This is a genomic window from Gilliamella bombicola (genome assembly GCF_900094945.1).
Taxonomy (GTDB): Bacteria; Pseudomonadota; Gammaproteobacteria; order Enterobacterales; family Orbaceae; genus Gilliamella; species Gilliamella bombicola.
Genome location: NZ_FMAQ01000001.1, coordinates 266,387 through 283,000 on the forward strand (window position 1 = coordinate 266,387; position 16,614 = coordinate 283,000).

17 protein-coding genes are annotated in these 16,614 nt (G+C 34.2%); 8 read left to right on the top strand and 9 right to left on the bottom strand.

Annotated elements, in window-relative coordinates; genetic code table 11:
* Window positions 1–98 precede the first annotated feature (98 nt).
* A complete protein-coding gene (gene metJ / locus GA0061081_RS01315) occupies window positions 99–416 on the top strand; it encodes a met regulon transcriptional regulator MetJ (protein ID WP_091346351.1) in 318 nt (105 codons plus the stop codon).
* An 84-nt stretch (window positions 417–500) separates the two neighbouring features.
* On the opposite strand, the gene rpmE is transcribed toward metJ, so the two are convergent.
* The 7 genes from rpmE to GA0061081_RS01350 form a co-directional block, all read right to left on the bottom strand.
* Window positions 501–716 carry a 50S ribosomal protein L31 gene (gene rpmE / locus GA0061081_RS01320; protein WP_065636780.1) on the bottom strand — a complete coding sequence of 72 codons (216 nt, stop codon included), beginning with the start codon at window positions 714–716 and terminating at the stop codon, window positions 501–503.
* 140 nt (window positions 717–856) lie between these two features.
* Complete coding sequence (gene degS, locus GA0061081_RS01325; RefSeq protein ID WP_091346353.1) at window positions 857–1,909, bottom strand: outer membrane-stress sensor serine endopeptidase DegS; 1,053 nt, start codon at window positions 1,907–1,909, stop codon at window positions 857–859.
* A gap of 117 nt (window positions 1,910–2,026) precedes the next feature.
* Window positions 2,027–3,400, bottom strand: coding sequence for a Do family serine endopeptidase (locus tag GA0061081_RS01330; protein WP_091346355.1), 1,374 nt, complete (start codon window positions 3,398–3,400; stop codon window positions 2,027–2,029).
* An 81-nt stretch (window positions 3,401–3,481) separates the two neighbouring features.
* The gene (locus tag GA0061081_RS01335; protein WP_091346357.1) at window positions 3,482–3,895 is read right to left on the bottom strand and encodes a Z-ring associated ZapG family protein; all 414 of its coding nucleotides are present in this window, start codon (window positions 3,893–3,895) and stop codon (window positions 3,482–3,484) included.
* A 59-nt stretch (window positions 3,896–3,954) separates the two neighbouring features.
* Complete coding sequence (locus GA0061081_RS01340; RefSeq protein WP_167349271.1) at window positions 3,955–4,395, bottom strand: DUF721 domain-containing protein; 441 nt, start codon at window positions 4,393–4,395, stop codon at window positions 3,955–3,957.
* A 218-nt stretch (window positions 4,396–4,613) separates the two neighbouring features.
* Window positions 4,614–5,957, bottom strand: a complete 1,344-nt coding sequence (gene gntP / locus GA0061081_RS01345) for a gluconate permease GntP (RefSeq protein ID WP_091346361.1) — start codon at window positions 5,955–5,957, stop codon at window positions 4,614–4,616.
* Window positions 5,958–6,001: 44 nt separating this feature from the next.
* Complete coding sequence (locus GA0061081_RS01350; RefSeq protein ID WP_091346363.1) at window positions 6,002–7,477, bottom strand: mannitol dehydrogenase family protein; 1,476 nt, start codon at window positions 7,475–7,477, stop codon at window positions 6,002–6,004.
* A gap of 278 nt (window positions 7,478–7,755) precedes the next feature.
* Here GA0061081_RS01350 and GA0061081_RS01355 point away from each other — a divergent pair, with 278 nt between their 5' ends.
* The 3 genes from GA0061081_RS01355 to GA0061081_RS01365 all read left to right on the top strand — a co-directional run bounded on the left by GA0061081_RS01355 (window position 7,756) and on the right by GA0061081_RS01365 (window position 10,518).
* Entirely contained in the window at window positions 7,756–8,517 is a 762-nt protein-coding gene (locus GA0061081_RS01355; RefSeq protein WP_091346365.1) for a GntR family transcriptional regulator, read from the top strand.
* Window positions 8,518–8,596: 79 nt separating this feature from the next.
* Entirely contained in the window at window positions 8,597–9,781 is a 1,185-nt protein-coding gene (gene uxuA, locus GA0061081_RS01360) for a mannonate dehydratase (protein ID WP_091346367.1), read from the top strand.
* Window positions 9,782–10,086: 305 nt separating this feature from the next.
* Window positions 10,087–10,518, top strand: a complete 432-nt coding sequence (locus tag GA0061081_RS01365; protein WP_091346369.1) for a DUF3597 domain-containing protein — start codon at window positions 10,087–10,089, stop codon at window positions 10,516–10,518.
* Between the two features lie 99 nt (window positions 10,519–10,617).
* Here the strand turns inward: GA0061081_RS01365 and pth are convergent, their stop codons facing one another.
* Together pth and GA0061081_RS01375 are read right to left on the bottom strand one after the other, a co-directional pair.
* Window positions 10,618–11,202: an aminoacyl-tRNA hydrolase gene (pth, locus tag GA0061081_RS01370; protein WP_091346371.1), complete on the bottom strand. Its 585-nt coding sequence runs from the start codon at window positions 11,200–11,202 to the stop codon at window positions 10,618–10,620.
* 73 nt (window positions 11,203–11,275) lie between these two features.
* A complete protein-coding gene (locus tag GA0061081_RS01375; RefSeq protein ID WP_091346373.1) occupies window positions 11,276–12,223 on the bottom strand; it encodes a ribose-phosphate pyrophosphokinase in 948 nt (315 codons plus the stop codon).
* A 261-nt stretch (window positions 12,224–12,484) separates the two neighbouring features.
* Here GA0061081_RS01375 and trmB point away from each other — a divergent pair, with 261 nt between their 5' ends.
* The 4 genes from trmB to galE all read left to right on the top strand — a co-directional run bounded on the left by trmB (window position 12,485) and on the right by galE (window position 16,359).
* A complete protein-coding gene (trmB, locus tag GA0061081_RS01380) occupies window positions 12,485–13,189 on the top strand; it encodes a tRNA (guanosine(46)-N7)-methyltransferase TrmB (RefSeq protein WP_091346375.1) in 705 nt (234 codons plus the stop codon).
* A gap of 18 nt (window positions 13,190–13,207) precedes the next feature.
* Window positions 13,208–13,933, top strand: coding sequence for an oxygen-insensitive NADPH nitroreductase (nfsA, locus tag GA0061081_RS01385; RefSeq protein WP_091346376.1), 726 nt, complete (start codon window positions 13,208–13,210; stop codon window positions 13,931–13,933).
* On the top strand, window positions 13,930–15,093 hold the full coding sequence (locus GA0061081_RS01390; protein ID WP_167349272.1) for a histidine-type phosphatase: 1,164 nt from the start codon (window positions 13,930–13,932) through the stop codon (window positions 15,091–15,093). Before nfsA ends, GA0061081_RS01390 begins: the two co-directional genes overlap by 4 nt.
* A 249-nt stretch (window positions 15,094–15,342) precedes the next feature.
* Window positions 15,343–16,359 (top strand): UDP-glucose 4-epimerase GalE, encoded by a 1,017-nt coding sequence (gene galE / locus GA0061081_RS01395; protein WP_091346380.1) that lies wholly within the window; start codon window positions 15,343–15,345, stop codon window positions 16,357–16,359.
* Window positions 16,360–16,614: the final 255 nt, after the last annotated feature.

Here is a 16,614-nt window from a genome sequence, read left to right on the forward strand (position 1 = left end):
GTCTAGACGTCTAACTGTCTTGGTGTATAGATTGCAGTAATATGAAAAAAACGATAAAATTACCCATATTATTTGTGATGTATTTTTTTTGGTGAACAATGATGGAATGGAATGGCGAATACATAAGCCCTTATGCAGAGCATGGTAAAAAAAGTGAGCAAGTAAAAAAAATTACAGTGTCAATTCCACTTAAAGTATTGAAAATTTTAACTGATGAGCGTACTCGTAGACAAGTGAATAATTTACGCCATGCCACAAATAGTGAATTATTGTGTGAGGCTTTCCTTCATGCTTATACGGGCCAACCTTTACCTTGTGATGAAGATTTGCAAAAAGACCGTGAAGATGGCATCCCAATGAAAACACAAAAAATGATGCGCAATTTAGGTATCGATCCAGATTTCATTGATGAGTAAAATTATTGTTTTATCAATATTCACATTTTCTAAAAAAACAAAAAGGCGCATTAAGCGCCTTTTTAGTTATTGCTTATCGCAATATTATTTTTTACCACCAACCATAGCAAAACGTTGTTTAAATTTATCTACACGTCCGCCAGTTGCAACATCACGTTGTTTACCTGTATAAAATGGGTGACACTCACCACATACGTCAAGATGAATATCATGACCAATAGTTGAATGAGTTTTAATCACGTTACCACAAGAGCAAGTTGCATTAATTGCAGTATATTCTGGATGGATACCTTCTTTCATAATAAACCTCTAAAGTTTGTTCGTATCGCTATATAAATGGCTAAAAGCAAAATCTATACACCATACGAGTGTTAAAAAACATGATAAGGTTGCGAATTATATGCCTTAAAGGTTAAATAATCAAGCCATAAAAAGACAAATTAAACGGGTAATTGCCCTATTGTTACTTGTAATTCAACCTTTTCACCATTCCGCAATACAATAATGGGGACAATCGTACCCGGTTTCAACTCGGCAATTTGATCCATTGTTTCAACAATGGATTTAACTGGCTGATGATTTACCATAATCAAGATATCATTAGCTTGTATACCGGCTTGTAATGACGGACCTTCAGCATTAGTTACTAAAATACCTAATACAATTGGCATATCACTTGGATTTTGAGTTGGCGCAAATTCTAATCCATCAATACCAATATAACCACGAATAATTTTGCCATCCCGAATCAATTTATTCATAATTTTAACAGCTAAAGCTGTAGGAATCGCAAATCCTATTCCTTCAGGAACTTCGTTACCTAGATTTTTTGCAAAGGTAAGAGTGTTAATCCCCATTAGTTCACCTTTGCTATTAACTAATGCTCCCCCTGAATTACCATGATTTATTGATGCGTCAGTTTGAATAAAATTTTGTCTTCTGTATGGACTTAACCCATCACGACCCGTTGCACTGATAATACCTTGTGTAATAGTTTGCCCTATATTGTAAGGATTCCCTATAGCTAAAACAACATCCCCAATCTTTGGTTCACGCCGAGGATTAATAGATATAGTTGGGATGTTAGTTGCTTCAATTTTTAACACAGCAATATCAACTAGCTTATCAGAACCAACCGAAAGCGCCTCAAAAATTCGCCCATCTTGCAACGCAACAATGATTTGTTCAGCACCATCAACAACATGATAATTAGTGATAATATAACCCTGCTCACTCATAATCACGCCTGATCCTAATGGTGTTATAGCACTATCTTGTGACTGCTTAGAAACAGAATTAATGGAGCGGCTATATATATTAACCACTGCTGGGGCTGCGATTTTAACGGCATCAGAGTAACTCAGCGGATCATCATTGAAAATAGATCTTGGAAAACTAGATTGTGTTCCATTACGCAAAGATGGAAAAATAGTTAATAATACAAAGGCTAACACTGCACCAATCAATATTGGCCACAAAAATTTTTTAAGCATTAGTGTGATTATTCTGGTAGAAAATGATTAGATATGATTTTATCATATCTAATCAAAGGTGAATATGTATGTTTTTCGCCGATAAGGCTATCGGCGAAATTGAAGCTTAATAAGAAATTAGCGTAAAATTAGATAAATTCGGCTATCACCCCTTATAATATTTAAAGCAATAACTGAAGGTTTACTATCAATCATTTTACGCAAGTCAGCAATGTTATTGACTCTTTCTTTGTTAACACCTGTAATAAGATCACCTTCTTGTAAGCTTAAGCGAGATGCTGGCGAATTTTTAGCAATGCTTTCAATTAATACCCCTTTTTGTCCTTTTACTTCTCCATTACTCAAGTTTGCACCATCAAGAGCGGCATGAAGTGATTTGGCCTCAGTAGACGATTCATCACTATTTTTCAATTTCACACTAACGGTCATTTGTTTACCATCTCTAATTAAACCTAACTGTACAGTTCGCCCTGCTCCAGTTGTTGCAATTTTTGCTCGTAATTCAGCAAAACTATCAATGGCCTTACCATCCATCGAAACAATAATATCGCCAGATTTAATTCCTGCAGCTTGTGCGGCTGAATTATCAATAACTTCGCTAACAAAGGCACCTTTTTGAACATCAACATCAAACGCTTTTGCTATATCTGATGTCAACTCATTACCTTTGATACCAAGCACACCACGTTTTACTTCACCAAATTCAATCAGCTGTGAAGTTAAACTTTTTACCATATTACTAGGAATAGCAAAGCCAATCCCAACATTACCACCGCTTGGCGCAATAATCGCTGTATTAATTCCAACGAGTTCACCTTTTAAATTGACAAGTGCTCCACCAGAATTTCCTTGGTTAATTGATGCATCTGTTTGAATAAAATTTTCAAAACCATTCATATTAAGCCCACTGCGGGCCAAAGCTGAAATAATCCCCGAAGTAACAGTTTGACCAATACCAAATGGGTTACCAATAGCAACGGCATAATCCCCAACACGCAAATTATCAGAATCGGCCAATTTAATCGCTGTTAATTTTTTTGCGTCATCAACTTTAAGTAATGCAATATCACTTTGTGGATCTTTACCGATTAGTTTTGCTTTAAATTCATGTCCATCATTTAGAACAACTGTAATTTTATCCGCATTATCAATAACATGATTATTGGTAACAATATAGCCCTTTTCGGAATCAATAATCACACCAGAGCCTTCACCTGTAAACGCTCTTGATTGGTTATCAGGATAACCAAAAAACCGTCTAAATTCTTCCGGCATATTATTTTGCATTTGTGCAGTGCCCTCAACTTTAATACTAACAACTGAAGGCAAGACAGTTTCCAGCATAGGGGCTAAACTTGGTTGCTGTGCATTATTATCGGTTGGAATAGAAGGAAAAGAGGCATAAGCATTCGGAAGTACAGTTAAACTGACACCTACACTTAATGCTAAAATGCTTAACAATTTTTTTTGTTTTTTTAATGAATCAATCATTTTATAACTCTCTCTTTTACAAAAAGTTAATCTATATAAAAATGCTTCGTTATTGATGAGCGAAGAATAACAGTATAATAGTTAAGACTTATTTTCATCTGCTTTAAATAAACCAGAAGGATTATCAGAATAATCTCTAGGTTGCTTATCAAATGTAATTTCTTTTTTTTCGACTAAATTCTCGTTAGAATCAGAATCAAAATCCAAAGTTGGGACGTTCTCTCTATCCATAAATTGATTAGAATTTTCTGCCATATGTTGATAAAGGCGACGAAACTCTTTAGCCATATTATCCAATATCTCAGCACTGTGAGAAAAATGTTTAGCTATCATTTGTTTTTGCGCTATTAATTCATCTTTTGTTTGATCTAGTTCTTGTTTAACTTTGGCATATTTACGAGCCTTAGGGCTAATAACACTTATAAAAATAGAACCAATAATAAAACCAATTATTAATCCGATTACAAGATAAGTAAGCATATCTTTATCCATCATTCACTCCTTATATCCTTTAGATATATAATTTTATAAAATTGAAATCCAATTATCAGCATTTATTTTGCATGGTTAGCAAGTTTTATCAATTGTTTTTTTAACTTATCTGGTGCATTTTCCGCTAATGCATATAAAAACATTGCACTTTTTGGGGTCATAACACTCGAAAGTAAAGATAATTTAGATACCTGACAATGGCACTGTGACAACTTGGTCGAAATATTTGGGTTAATCTGATATTGGATAGAAGATAAGGAGGGTAAAATATTTTTCCGTATCTCAGATATTAAATTGCTTTGTTCATATTTTAATCTAGTTAACCAGCTCGCAGAACTGACTTCAAGAACAAGCACACCTTGACGATAATTAGCAACCCGACATTGTTGTTTCAATAAAGACGGTAACAGCTCATTGACAATATTGCTTAATTTACTTAATGCAAATGTTCTATCTTTTATCTCAGATAAACACGACTCTTGAGATAAGATTGATGATAACATTTTTGGCTCATTATAACGCATATTTTATATTTACTTCCTAATAAAAAATAAGTCAACTAATCCTGTATAAATTAACAACTCAATCTCAATAATTTACCTCATTTCATTAAAAATGTCCTGTTTAAAAAATATATTTACAGTTTGATAAAGATTTCTTTATTAAAAATAATAAAGATTAACTGCTACATTTTGCAGTTAATCTTTTTAAGAAAGGACAATCAAGCAATAATACTTATGATAAGTACAACAGTTAAGCCAACAATTGAATTAACTAATTCTAATAAGCCCCATGTTTTTAAAGTATCTTTAATCGATAAATCAAAGTAACCTTTAAATAACCAAAATGAAGCATCATTGATATGAGTTAACGTATTAGAGCCAGCTGCAGTTGCAAGCACGAGTAGTGCAGGGTTAACTCCATTCATAACGCCTGTTGTTGGATCAATAACTGCTGCGCCAATGATTCCCGCTGCTGTCATTGCAGAAACAACACCTTGCCCTGTAGCTAAACGAATTAACACTGTAATTAACCATGCCATAATATATGGTGATACGCCCCCTGTTGACATTAATTGTCCAATAACATCACCAATTCCAGTATCAATAATAATTTGTTTTAGTGCACCACCAGCCCCGATAATTAATACCACCATTGCAATACCTTTTACCGCATTATCAAAAGAATGCATAACCCATTCCATTGAGTGATTAAGTTTTTTTCCAAATAATATAAATGCGGCGATCATTGCAATAAACATGGCAATTTGAGATGAACCGATAAAATTAAGAACAGAATAAGTAATTGTTCCTTTTTCTAACCATATATTTGCTATTGTCGTTGCAATCATAATGTAAGCTGGGATCAAGGGAACAGTAATTGATGTAAAAAAAGAAGGAAGATTATTTTCATCAACAGGATTTTCAGATTGTAAAAATTGAGGTGTGGGTCTTTCCAGATTACCTAAAAATTTAGGAAGAATCAGTCCAGCAAAAATGACAGAAGGAATCGCAACAATTAACCCATAAATATAGACCATTCCCATATCAGCATTATATGAATTCACTAGTGCAACAGGTCCTGGTTGTGGTGGAAATAAAGAGTGAGCAGTTGTTGCCGCCGCAACGCCAGGTATAGCTAATTTTAAAAATGGGATTTTAGCCTCTTTGGCTAATGCGATCACCAGCGGTGCTAAAATTATGAATGCCGCTTCATAAAACATCGCTAAACCAAATATAAGCCCCATAATAATAATGGCTATTTTTACATATTTAATGCCTAATTTTTTCAATAGCGTTTGAGCAATCTGATGAGCTGCGCCAGAATCAACCATTAATTTACCAATCACAGCACCAAATACGACAATAATAGCTAATTCGCCAAGTGTTCCACCAAACCCTGATTTAATCGTTTTAAGAATGCTCAATAAATCCATCCTAGCCATCAAACCGACGAATATTGCAGCAGCTAATAATGCAACCATTGAGTTTATTTTAAAGCGAATATTTAAAACTAACATTAATCCTATCCCTAGGATAACCCAAAGAATATTTAAAAGTTCCATGAATAAAAACCTCTATTCTTAATTTTATTTTTATTGTTTAAACATTAATTAGATAAAACATAATGATTAACTGTTTGTTTTGCACCATTCTGCATTAAAGAAAGATAATACTCAGTAACCTTTTCTTTAAATAATGAACTGGTCGGTAAATCAGAACCAAATATATCTTGCAACATAAATAATTGATTAATTCTCTCAATTCCATCTGTACTAGAGTTCACTATTTGTTGTAATTGTTCGCGCATTGGATCACGTATATCTATTGGTTGGTTGTTATCATCTATTCCACCAACATAGCGCATCCAACCAGCAACACCCAGTGCAAGTAATGAGAAATCTGATCCATTTTTAATATGCCAACGAATGGAATCCAACATTCTTTGAGGTAATTTTTGAGTACCATCCATCGCAATTTGCCATGTTTTATGTTTTAACGATGGATTACTAAAACGTTCAATAAGTTTGTCTGCATATTCTTGCAAATTAACATGATCAGGAACGTGAAGTGTTGGTGCTTGTTGTTGCATCATCAATGCTAAAGTTGCTTTTTTATAATTAACATCATTCATGCAATCATTAATGTGCTCATAACCGGCTAAATAACCTAAGTAGGCTAAAAAAGAATGGCTACCATTTAGCATACGAAGTTTCATCTCTTCATATGGAACAACATTATCAACAAATTCAGCACCGACTTCATTCCAATTAGGGCGGTTAGTCACAAAATTATCTTCTATAACCCACTGAATAAAAGGTTCACAAGCAATACCACATGGATCAAACATACCGCCTAATGTATCTTCAATTTCAGTTAATGTTTCGGATGTTGCTGCTGGGACAATACGGTCAACCATAGTACATGGGAATGTTGTATTAGACTCAATCCAAGTTGCTAATTGTGGATCTCGAGCGTTAGCTAATCCTAATATTGCTTTTTTTAAGACTAACCCATTTTCAGGAATATTATCGCATGATAAAGCAGTGAAAGATTTTAATCCTCGTTGCATTCTTCTATAAAGCGCCTCCACAATAACACCTGGGGCAGACATAGGCTTTGTTGGATTCGCTAAGTCAGCTTTAATTAATGCATTATTTAAATCTAATCCAGCGCCACTAGGTAACATGCAATAACCCTTTTCTGTTACTGTTAATGAAACAATTTCAACTACTGGATCAGTCATCTTTTCTAAAATTGCATCTATACCATCTGTTGGTGCTAACAATGATTCTTTTACGCTACCAATAATAAATGCTTCTTTTGATGTCACACCTTTTTCTAACACAGTATACAAATGGTCTTGTTTACGAATTTCATTAATTAATTCTTCACCACCAACAATATTAACTTCACAAATACCCCAATCACTGTTTCCCTTGTTAAGGAGACGATCGGTCAATAACGCTTGATGAGCGCGGTGGAAAGCACCGAATCCCAAATGAACAATTCTTGAGGTTATTTTTTGCCGGTCATATAAAGGTCTATGTTTGATTGATTTAGGAAGATTTAATAAATTTAACATTCTATTCACCGTGATTATCTGTTTAACTACCTTATTGGTTAGACATATTTCCATTTGTCGGCAAATTTTTCATCCCAATTTTTCTTTTTTTGTGATACGAATCACTTTTTTTGGTTTATTTTGTATATGATGCTCAAAAAAAATCTATAATACAAAACCATATTGGCATTCCAATTATGAAATTAAATGAATTTATCCCATAATTAACTTATAGTACTTGTAATAATTAGCATATAATTATCCTAATTAGACCAAAATTAGAATGAGGATTATAAATAATGCTAACGGTTAATCGGCTATACCAAAAAATTGGTAATGAGCTGAAATCATTATTAAAAAGTGGCACCTATAAAATTGGTGAGCGGTTACCGCCAGAAAGAGATATTGCAGAAGCGTTCAGTGTAAGTAGAACTGTTGTCCGTGAAGCTCTAATCATGCTGGAGCTTGAAAATTTAGTCACAGTCAAAAAAGGTTCTGGCGTATATGTAATTGGTTTACCAAATGAAATATTATCAGAAACAGATAAAAAAATTGAAGAAGAAGATTTTGGTCCTTTTGAACTATTACAAGCTAGACAATTAATTGAAAGTAATATCGCTGCTTTTGCCGCTTCACAAATTGTAAAATCAGATATTATTGAATTGAGAGCTATCTTAGAGCAAGAACGACAAATTTTAGAACAGGGTATTTTAGACGATTACAGTGCAGATGAAATGTTTCATATTGCAATAGCAAGAGCAACCAAAAACTCAATACTTGAAAGTTTGCTAGATGATTTATGGCAAAAACGTTCTGCTAGCAAAATGTGGAATCAATTACACTGTAGAATTACTGATCATAGTTATCGAAAAAAATGGCTTTATGATCACGAAAAAATTCTACAAGCATTACAAGTGAAGGATGCAATGGCTGCACGCCATGCTATGTGGCAACATTTAGAAAATGTTAAGCAAACATTAATGACAGTTTCTGATAGTGAAGATCCAAATTTTGATGGTTATTTATTTGATTCTATTCCTGTTAACATTGTTAACCAATAGACAACATAAAACTAGCGCTAGTTATAGATCTTTTAATTTCAGAAATAAAATAAATTAAAATTTTTTAAGGAGAATTTAAATGGAACAAACAATGCGTTGGTTTGGTCCTAGCGATCCAGTATCATTAGATGATATTAAGCAGGCTGGGGCAACAGGAATTGTTACAGCTTTGCATCATATTCCAAATGGCGAAGTATGGACAATAGACGAAATTCAAAAACGAAAAAAAATCATAGAAGAAAAAGGTTTAACTTGGTCCGTTGTTGAAAGTATTCCTGTACACGAAGAAATTAAAACCCACTCAGGTAATGTTAAACAACATATCACAAATTATCAGCAGTCAATTAGAAATTTAGCTGTTTGTGGAATTGACACTGTTTGTTACAATTTTATGCCAGTTTTAGATTGGACTCGAACAGATCTTTCTTATGAATTACCTGATGGTTCAAGGGCATTACGGTTTGATCAAGTTGTCTTTGCCGCATTCGATATTTATCTATTAAAACGACCTAATGCAGAAAAAGATTATTCACAGCAAGATGCCATTTTAGCAAAAACATATTTTGAACAAATGACACAAGCAGATAAAGATAAACTTGTTGCAAATATCATTGCAGGTTTGCCCGGAGCAGAGGAAGGTTATTCACTTGATCAATTTCGTGCTCATCTCGCAACTTATAATAATATTGATAAAGAAAAATTACGTGAAAACTATGCCTATTTTTTAAAAGCTATTGTCCCTGTTGCTGAAGAAGTTGGTGTTGTTTTGACGGTTCATCCTGATGATCCTCCGCGCCCAATTTTAGGCTTACCTCGTATTGTTTCAACCATTGAAGATATGCAATGGATTAAAGATACCGTTGATAGCATTCATAATGGTTTTTGTTTTTGTACTGGCTCTTATGGTGTTCGTAGCGATAATGATTTAGCAATCATGGCTGAAAAATTTGCCGATCGTGTCCACTTTATTCACTTGAGAGCAACTGTGCGAGAAGATAATCCATTATCCTTTCATGAAGGGGACCATTTAGCTGGTGATGTCGATATGTATGCAGTAATTAAAGCATTAATCACTGAAGAAGAACGACGCAAAAAAGCAGGAGTTAAACGCTCCATACCTGTTCGACCAGATCATGGGCATCAAATGTTAGATGATCTTAGAAAGAAAACCAATCCAGGTTATTCTGCAATTGGTCGTTTAAGAGGTTTAGCTGAAATTCGCGGGGTTGAATATGCAATAAAGCGTGCTTTTTTCAATAAGTAAAACTAAATTAATCAATTGTAATAAATACATTCCCAAATCCTAACAATTTCAATGCCCTTTTAAGGGCATTTTTATTTAAGACGAAAATAATATAACTCAAAATTTAAAATTACTCATTTATAACCACAATTAATTTAATATTATAAAAGTAGTTAATATGATTAACATTTTTGTAAATACTGTTCAGTAATACATAAAATGCTATTAAATTATAATCACTTTGACATTTCCAATTTCGGGGAGTTATATATAAGTTAGTGTATGCATCTAAATAGTTCAACAATAAAAACAGTGGAGAGTGTAATATGGGTATCTTAAATAACATTTTTTCTAAAGTATTTCCTAGCGCTCAAGCAGCAGTAGATCATGCAGTTGATGTGGTGAAAGATAAAGTTGAGAATATAACTGGATCAGCCAAAGATACAGTATCAAATGGTTCAGAACAAATTAAAGAAAAGGTAGAACAAAGCGTATCTGCAGCTAATGTTGATGTCACCTCTATCCTTGATAATTTAGCTAAAAAGCATCCAGAAGTACTCAATTGGAAAACGTCTATCGTTGATCTATTGAAATTATTAGGTATGGACAGTAGTTTAGATGCACGTAAAAAATTAGCACAAGAACTAAATTATACTGGTAGCACTGATGACACTGCAGCAATGAATACATGGCTAATTAAAGAAGTCATGAAGAAAATAGCAGAAAAAGGTGGTAATGTCACTCACCTATTTTCTTAACCTAATAGATTAAAGTAATTACAATCCACCCAATTTTGGGTGGATTTTTTATACAAGCCACTGCGTTTTTTATTAGTGTTTTTTGATTCACTAAATAAACTAAGCTTTAAAAGAGTGTAACTGATTCATTGCAGCTTCGACACTTTGCGATAATAAAATATCAGTACAACGCACTGATTCATTAATAACTTGATCAATCAAATCTTGTTCAGGTCTAGAGGGTTTGTTAAGAACATAGCCAACAACTTTATTTTTATCACCAGGATGACCGATACCAATCCTTAACCGATAAAAATTTAAATTATTACCTAATTTGCTAGCAATATCTTTTAACCCATTATGCCCACCATGACTACCACCAAACTTAAGTTTAGCTATACCGGGATTCAAGTCCAGTTCATCATGAGCAATTAATATTTCTTCTGGCTTTATTTGGTAAAATGTTGCCATAGCTTGCACCGCTTTACCACTTAAATTCATAAATGTAGTTGGAACTAATAAACGCACATCATGACCTGCAATATTGATTCGTGATGTGTAACCAAAAAATTTTGGTTCATTTTTTAATGATTGATTATAACGCTGAGCCAATTGTTCAACAAACCATGCACCTGCGTTGTGCCTTGTTGCTGCATATTCATTTCCGGGATTGGCAAGACCTACTATCAGTTTTATCGTTGTCATAATATTTTTATTGTCACTGATTTTATTGTGAAAAATGCCCCAAAAGGGGCATTTAACTCAATGATAAAATAGATTATTGATGGAACATAGCTGAAATCGATTCTTCATTACTGATTCGACGAATTGCTTCAGCAAGCATACCTGACAAAGTTAATTGGCGAACATTTTTCAATGCTTTTACTTCAGTCGTTAATGGAATTGTGTCACAAACAACGATTTCATCAATAGTGCAGTTTTTTATATTACTTACTGCTTTACCTGAAAAAATTGGATGCGTTGCATAAGCAAACACTCTTTTTGCACCTCGTGCTTTTAAGGCATCAGCTGCTTTACAAAGTGTTCCTGCTGTATCAATCATATCATCAACTAAAATACAATCTCTATCAGCAACATCGCCAATTATATTCATCACTTCAGCTTCATTTGCACGTTGACGGCGTTTATCAATAATAGCCATATCAGTATCATTAAGTAGTTTAGCTATCGCGCGAGCACGCACCACACCACCAATATCTGGAGATACCACAATCGGACGTTCAAAATCACGTTGCAACATATCTTCTAAAATTACTGGGCTAGCAAATACATTATCAACAGGCACATCAAAAAAACCTTGGATTTGTTCAGCATGAAGATCAACGGTTAATACCCTATCAACACCAACTGTTGATAAAAAATCAGCGACAACTTTAGCGGTAATAGGTACACGAGCCGAACGAACTCGACGATCTTGTCTTGCATAACCAAAATAAGGAATAACCGCAGTAATACGACCTGCAGATGCACGACGCATTGCATCGATCATGACCAGCAATTCCATTAAATTATCATTGGTTGGAGCACAAGTTGATTGAATAATAAAAACATCTTCACCACGGACATTTTCATTGATTTGGACATTAACTTCACCATCACTAAAACGGCTTACAACAATGTCACCAAGAGAAGTATAAAGACGATTAGCTATACGCTTTGCTAGTTCGGGTGTGGCATTACCAGCAAAAAGCTTCATATCAGGCACGAGAAATCCTCAAGCATGTTATCATGATTACTTATACGTAATCGGTTAAATCGGAGTGACAATTATATAATCATTTACAGATTATGCTCAACCACATTATAAAAATTTATTAAAAATATTTTGTATATATAGTAATAATAGATAAAAAAATAAGTAGATAATATGTTTTTTGAAGTGAATTAAAAATCGGTTAAACTATTACTTATTATTAGTCATAGTGAATAATAAATTTCAACAATTCTTAAACAAAAAGACAACGTAATGAATGAACAATTAATTACCAATCAAATTGAAGATATAAAATCCAAAAGAGCTATTCGCAGCTTTGTTTTAAGGCAAGGTCGCTTAACCAAAGGTCAACAGCAAGCTTTAGTCAACTTATGGCCAGTGTATGGTATTGACTACAATGCAAACTCAAAGGTGAGTTTCGATACAGACAAACCATTAGTATTAGAAATCGGTTTTGGCATGGGCGCTTCATTAGTTGAAATGGCAAAACATGCTCAAAATAAAAATTTTCTAGGTATTGAGGTACACAAACCAGGTGTAGGCGCTTGTTTAATGGCGATTGAAGAAAACCAAATAACTAACTTAAAAGTCATGTGCCACGATGCAGTTGAAGTGCTAGTTAATATGATTGCAAATCATTCGTTGGACAAAGTGCAAATTTTTTTCCCTGATCCATGGCATAAAGCAAGACATAATAAACGTAGAATTATTCAACCAGAATTTGTACAGTTAATTCGTCAAAAATTAAAATCCAGCGGCATTTTGCATCTCGCAACAGATTGGCAACACTATGCAGAACATATGCTTGAAGTATTGACCCAAGCTGAAGGGTTCGAAAATTTATCTCCAACGGGTGATTATATCCCTAGACCAGATGATAGACCAATTACTAAATTTGAAAAACGAGGTCAAAATTTAGGTCATGGCGTTTGGGATCTTCAATTTGTAAACAAATAATCATACTAAGAAGCCACTATGAAAAATGAAACCATTAATCTACTTTGTCGACACCGCTCTATTCGTGCTTATAAAACTACTAGTTTAACTCAAGAACAAATAGCGTCTATAGTTCGATCAGCACAGTCAGCTTCTAGTTCTAATTTTATTCAATGCTCGACAATTATTCGTATTACAGATCCTCAAAAACGTGAAAAACTAGCTCATTATGCTGGTGATCAAAAATATGTTAACCAAGCCCCTGAGTTTTGGGTGTTTTGTGCCGATTTTAATCGGCATTTTCAAATTGAGCCAACACTCAATCTTGGCAAAGCAGAGCAGTTATTATTGGGTTGTGTTGATACAGCAATTATGGCTCAAAATGCAGTAACTGCGGCTGAGTCCTTAGGACTTGGTGCTGTGTATATTGGTGGACTACGCAATAATCTTGATAAAGTAACCCAATTACTTGAGTTGCCCAAATATGTTCTTCCTCTTTTTGGGCTTTGCCTTGGTTACCCCGATCATAATCCAGAAATAAAACCAAGATTACCTAAAGAGCTTCTCTTTTTTGAAAACCAATATCAACCACTTGATCATGCAACTTTAGCAAAATATGATACCCAAATAGGTGATTACTATCAAAACCGTAGTACTAATCAAAAAACTGGTGGGTGGAGTGATAAAATTGCAAATACAATAAATAATGAACAACGTGATTTTATTTTAGATTATTTACATAAACAAGGATGGATCACAAAATGAAAAACAACCATTACCGATTAGATAAAGTCGTTATACTTAGCCGCCATGGTATTCGTACACCTTTACAAAATACACTCGAATTTCTTGAGCAAGCAACACCTTTTAAATGGCCTACATGGCAACACCCTTATGGCTATTTAACAACACGAGGAGGAGCTTTAGAAGTTTATTTTGGCCACTATCTATCACAATGGCTTGAGAACCACGGCATTAAACCTTCGGTAACTATGCCAGAGGTATTTGTTTATGCTAATAGCTTACAAAGAACGGTGGCTACCGCACAATTTATTATAGCTGGTGCTTATGCTGGTTATGATATTACGGTTAACCACAAATATCCAATCGAAAAAATGGATCCTATTTTTGATCCAAGCCTAAGGGATGATTCCCCAGAACTAAAACAAGCGGTATTAAGTGATATTGAAGAAACAAATAAAGCAGAAGCCATCTTTAAAAATTTAGCACCTGCTTATGAAATTTTATCAGATATTTTAGATTATCGTCACTCAACACTATATGCTCAATATCAATGCCCACTAGCTGATATCCCGATTAAGCTTCATTTTAAGAAAAATGAAGAACCAGCACTGCTTGGTGCATTAGCCATAGGTGCATCTGCGGTTGATGCATTTTTATTACAATATTATTCCGCATTCCCTCAAGAACAAATTGCATGGGGCAGGATAAACGACTTAGCACAGTGGCAACAAATAGTTGAAATTCGGAATCAATACGTTAATTTAATATGCCATACTAAAACATTAGCCAAACATTCTGCTACACTCATCATCAACACCATAAGCGATCTTATGCAACAACAGAATAAAGTCAATCTACTCGTGGGACACGACAGTACAATTGCATCGTTGTTAGGAGCATTAAATTTTGAATCTTACCAACTTCCAAATCAATTTGAAACTACACCAATTGGCGGAAAACTGGCTTTACAGCGTTTTCAACATTCATCCACGGGCGAATATTTCTTTAAAGCCGAATATATTTATCAAAGCTTTGAGCAACTTTATAACGGACAAGCACTTGATGCCAATAACCCACCTGAGCATTTTCAACTTAAATTGAAAGATGCACCATTAAACAGTGATGGATTTTATACTTGGAAAGATTTTGAAAAACGGCTTAACATTTACCAAGCAAAGTGAATACAACCGTAAAAAGTTATTATTTTGCTATTCTATTTACGTCCATATTTTTAAGTCTAATGTATGTTAAAATAGATTTTTGAAGGAGCATATCTAGTTCTTAGCTTGATCGTATTTAATTTTACGCTGATTTATTCCTTCATATTATCAAAGCGTAAGCCATAGGACAGATAGATATATCAAAACAGTGAATATACTGAAAATTAACAGAAGATCACTATAATTATTATAATTAGATGTAGGTTTATTATGAAAATATTAGTAACTGGTGGCTGTGGATATATAGGAAGTCACACCTGTGTACAATTAATTCAATCAGGTTATACCCCAATAGTGATTGATAATTTATTCAATAGCAAAGTATCAGTATTAGATAGAATACAGAAAATCACCGGAAAAAAAGTTGATTTTTATCAAGGTGATGTTTGTGATGCACAATTATTAAAAAAAATATTTGCAGAACATAGCATTAGTGCAATTATTCATTTCGCAGGACTCAAAGCGGTAGGTGAATCAGTACATAAACCCCTTGAATATTATGAAAATAATGTTTATGGCAGTATTGTACTTATGAAAGCAATGCGCAATGCAGGGGTCAAACAGTTAGTATTTAGCTCATCAGCAACAGTTTATGGTGAACTAGCACCCGTCCCTTATGTGGAAACCTTACCGCAAGGTCTACCAACTAGTCCATATGGTAAAAGTAAGTTAATGGTCGAGCAATGTATCATGGATTTAGCTGTTGCGGAACCTGATTGGTCATTAACGTTACTTCGTTATTTTAATCCTGTTGGTGCTCATCCAAGTGGTTTAATGGGCGAAGATCCGCTCGGAATTCCCAACAATCTTATGCCATATATTACACAAGTTGCAGTCGGCAAACGGGAATCATTAGCCGTTTTTGGTAAAGACTATCCAACGACAGATGGCACATGTGTTCGTGATTTTATACATGTTGTTGATTTAGCCGATGGACATATTGCCGCACTTAAAGCTGATCATAATAAAACTGGCGTACATATTTATAACTTAGGTTCCGGTGTTGGCTACAGTGTGTTACAAGTCATCAATGCTTTTGAAAAAGCCTCAGGAAAACCACTTAATTGGCACTTTGCACCAAGACGCGCTGGCGATTTACCCGCATTTTGGGCTGATGCAAAAAAAGCTGAACAAAAATTAGGGTGGAAAACAAAATTAACACTTGATGACATGGTAAAAGACTCGTGGAATTGGCAATCAAAGAACCCACAAGGTTATCCTGATTAACTGATACCAATCAATAACCTCAACACCCAAAAAGTAAAATGGTTAAGTTTAACCTCGTTATCCCCATTAACTAACCAATGGGGATAGTTTCTTCATATTGAGCGAAATGACTTGGGTAAGGTCAAAAAGAAATGTTTGTATTTGATAACAATTTTACTGTATTAATAAAGATCTTTTAAATACACTAACATATATAGCTAAATAGCTTACTTACAATCTAAACAAATATATAACAACCAAACTACTTACCAATTT

Bases quoted from the DNA above. Each gene is read 5' to 3' on its own strand.
- trmB (WP_091346375.1), top strand. From the start codon at position 12,485: ATGAATGAACAATTAATTACCAATCAAATTGAAGATATAAAATCCAAA.
- GA0061081_RS01330 (WP_091346355.1), bottom strand. From the start codon at position 3,400: ATGATTGATTCATTAAAAAAACAAAAAAAATTGTTAAGCATTTTAGCA.
- uxuA (WP_091346367.1), top strand. From the start codon at position 8,597: ATGGAACAAACAATGCGTTGGTTTGGTCCTAGCGATCCAGTATCATTA.
- GA0061081_RS01355 (WP_091346365.1), top strand. From the start codon at position 7,756: ATGCTAACGGTTAATCGGCTATACCAAAAAATTGGTAATGAGCTGAAA.
- galE (WP_091346380.1), top strand. From the start codon at position 15,343: ATGAAAATATTAGTAACTGGTGGCTGTGGATATATAGGAAGTCACACC.
- GA0061081_RS01365 (WP_091346369.1), top strand. From the start codon at position 10,087: ATGGGTATCTTAAATAACATTTTTTCTAAAGTATTTCCTAGCGCTCAA.
- rpmE (WP_065636780.1), bottom strand. From the start codon at position 716: ATGAAAGAAGGTATCCATCCAGAATATACTGCAATTAATGCAACTTGC.
- metJ (WP_091346351.1), top strand. From the start codon at position 99: ATGATGGAATGGAATGGCGAATACATAAGCCCTTATGCAGAGCATGGT.
- pth (WP_091346371.1), bottom strand. From the start codon at position 11,202: ATGACAACGATAAAACTGATAGTAGGTCTTGCCAATCCCGGAAATGAA.
- GA0061081_RS01350 (WP_091346363.1), bottom strand. From the start codon at position 7,477: ATGTTAAATTTATTAAATCTTCCTAAATCAATCAAACATAGACCTTTA.
- nfsA (WP_091346376.1), top strand. From the start codon at position 13,208: ATGAAAAATGAAACCATTAATCTACTTTGTCGACACCGCTCTATTCGT.
- GA0061081_RS01335 (WP_091346357.1), bottom strand. From the start codon at position 3,895: ATGATGGATAAAGATATGCTTACTTATCTTGTAATCGGATTAATAATT.
- GA0061081_RS01340 (WP_167349271.1), bottom strand. From the start codon at position 4,395: ATGTTATCATCAATCTTATCTCAAGAGTCGTGTTTATCTGAGATAAAA.
- GA0061081_RS01390 (WP_167349272.1), top strand. From the start codon at position 13,930: ATGAAAAACAACCATTACCGATTAGATAAAGTCGTTATACTTAGCCGC.
- degS (WP_091346353.1), bottom strand. From the start codon at position 1,909: ATGCTTAAAAAATTTTTGTGGCCAATATTGATTGGTGCAGTGTTAGCC.
- gntP (WP_091346361.1), bottom strand. From the start codon at position 5,957: ATGGAACTTTTAAATATTCTTTGGGTTATCCTAGGGATAGGATTAATG.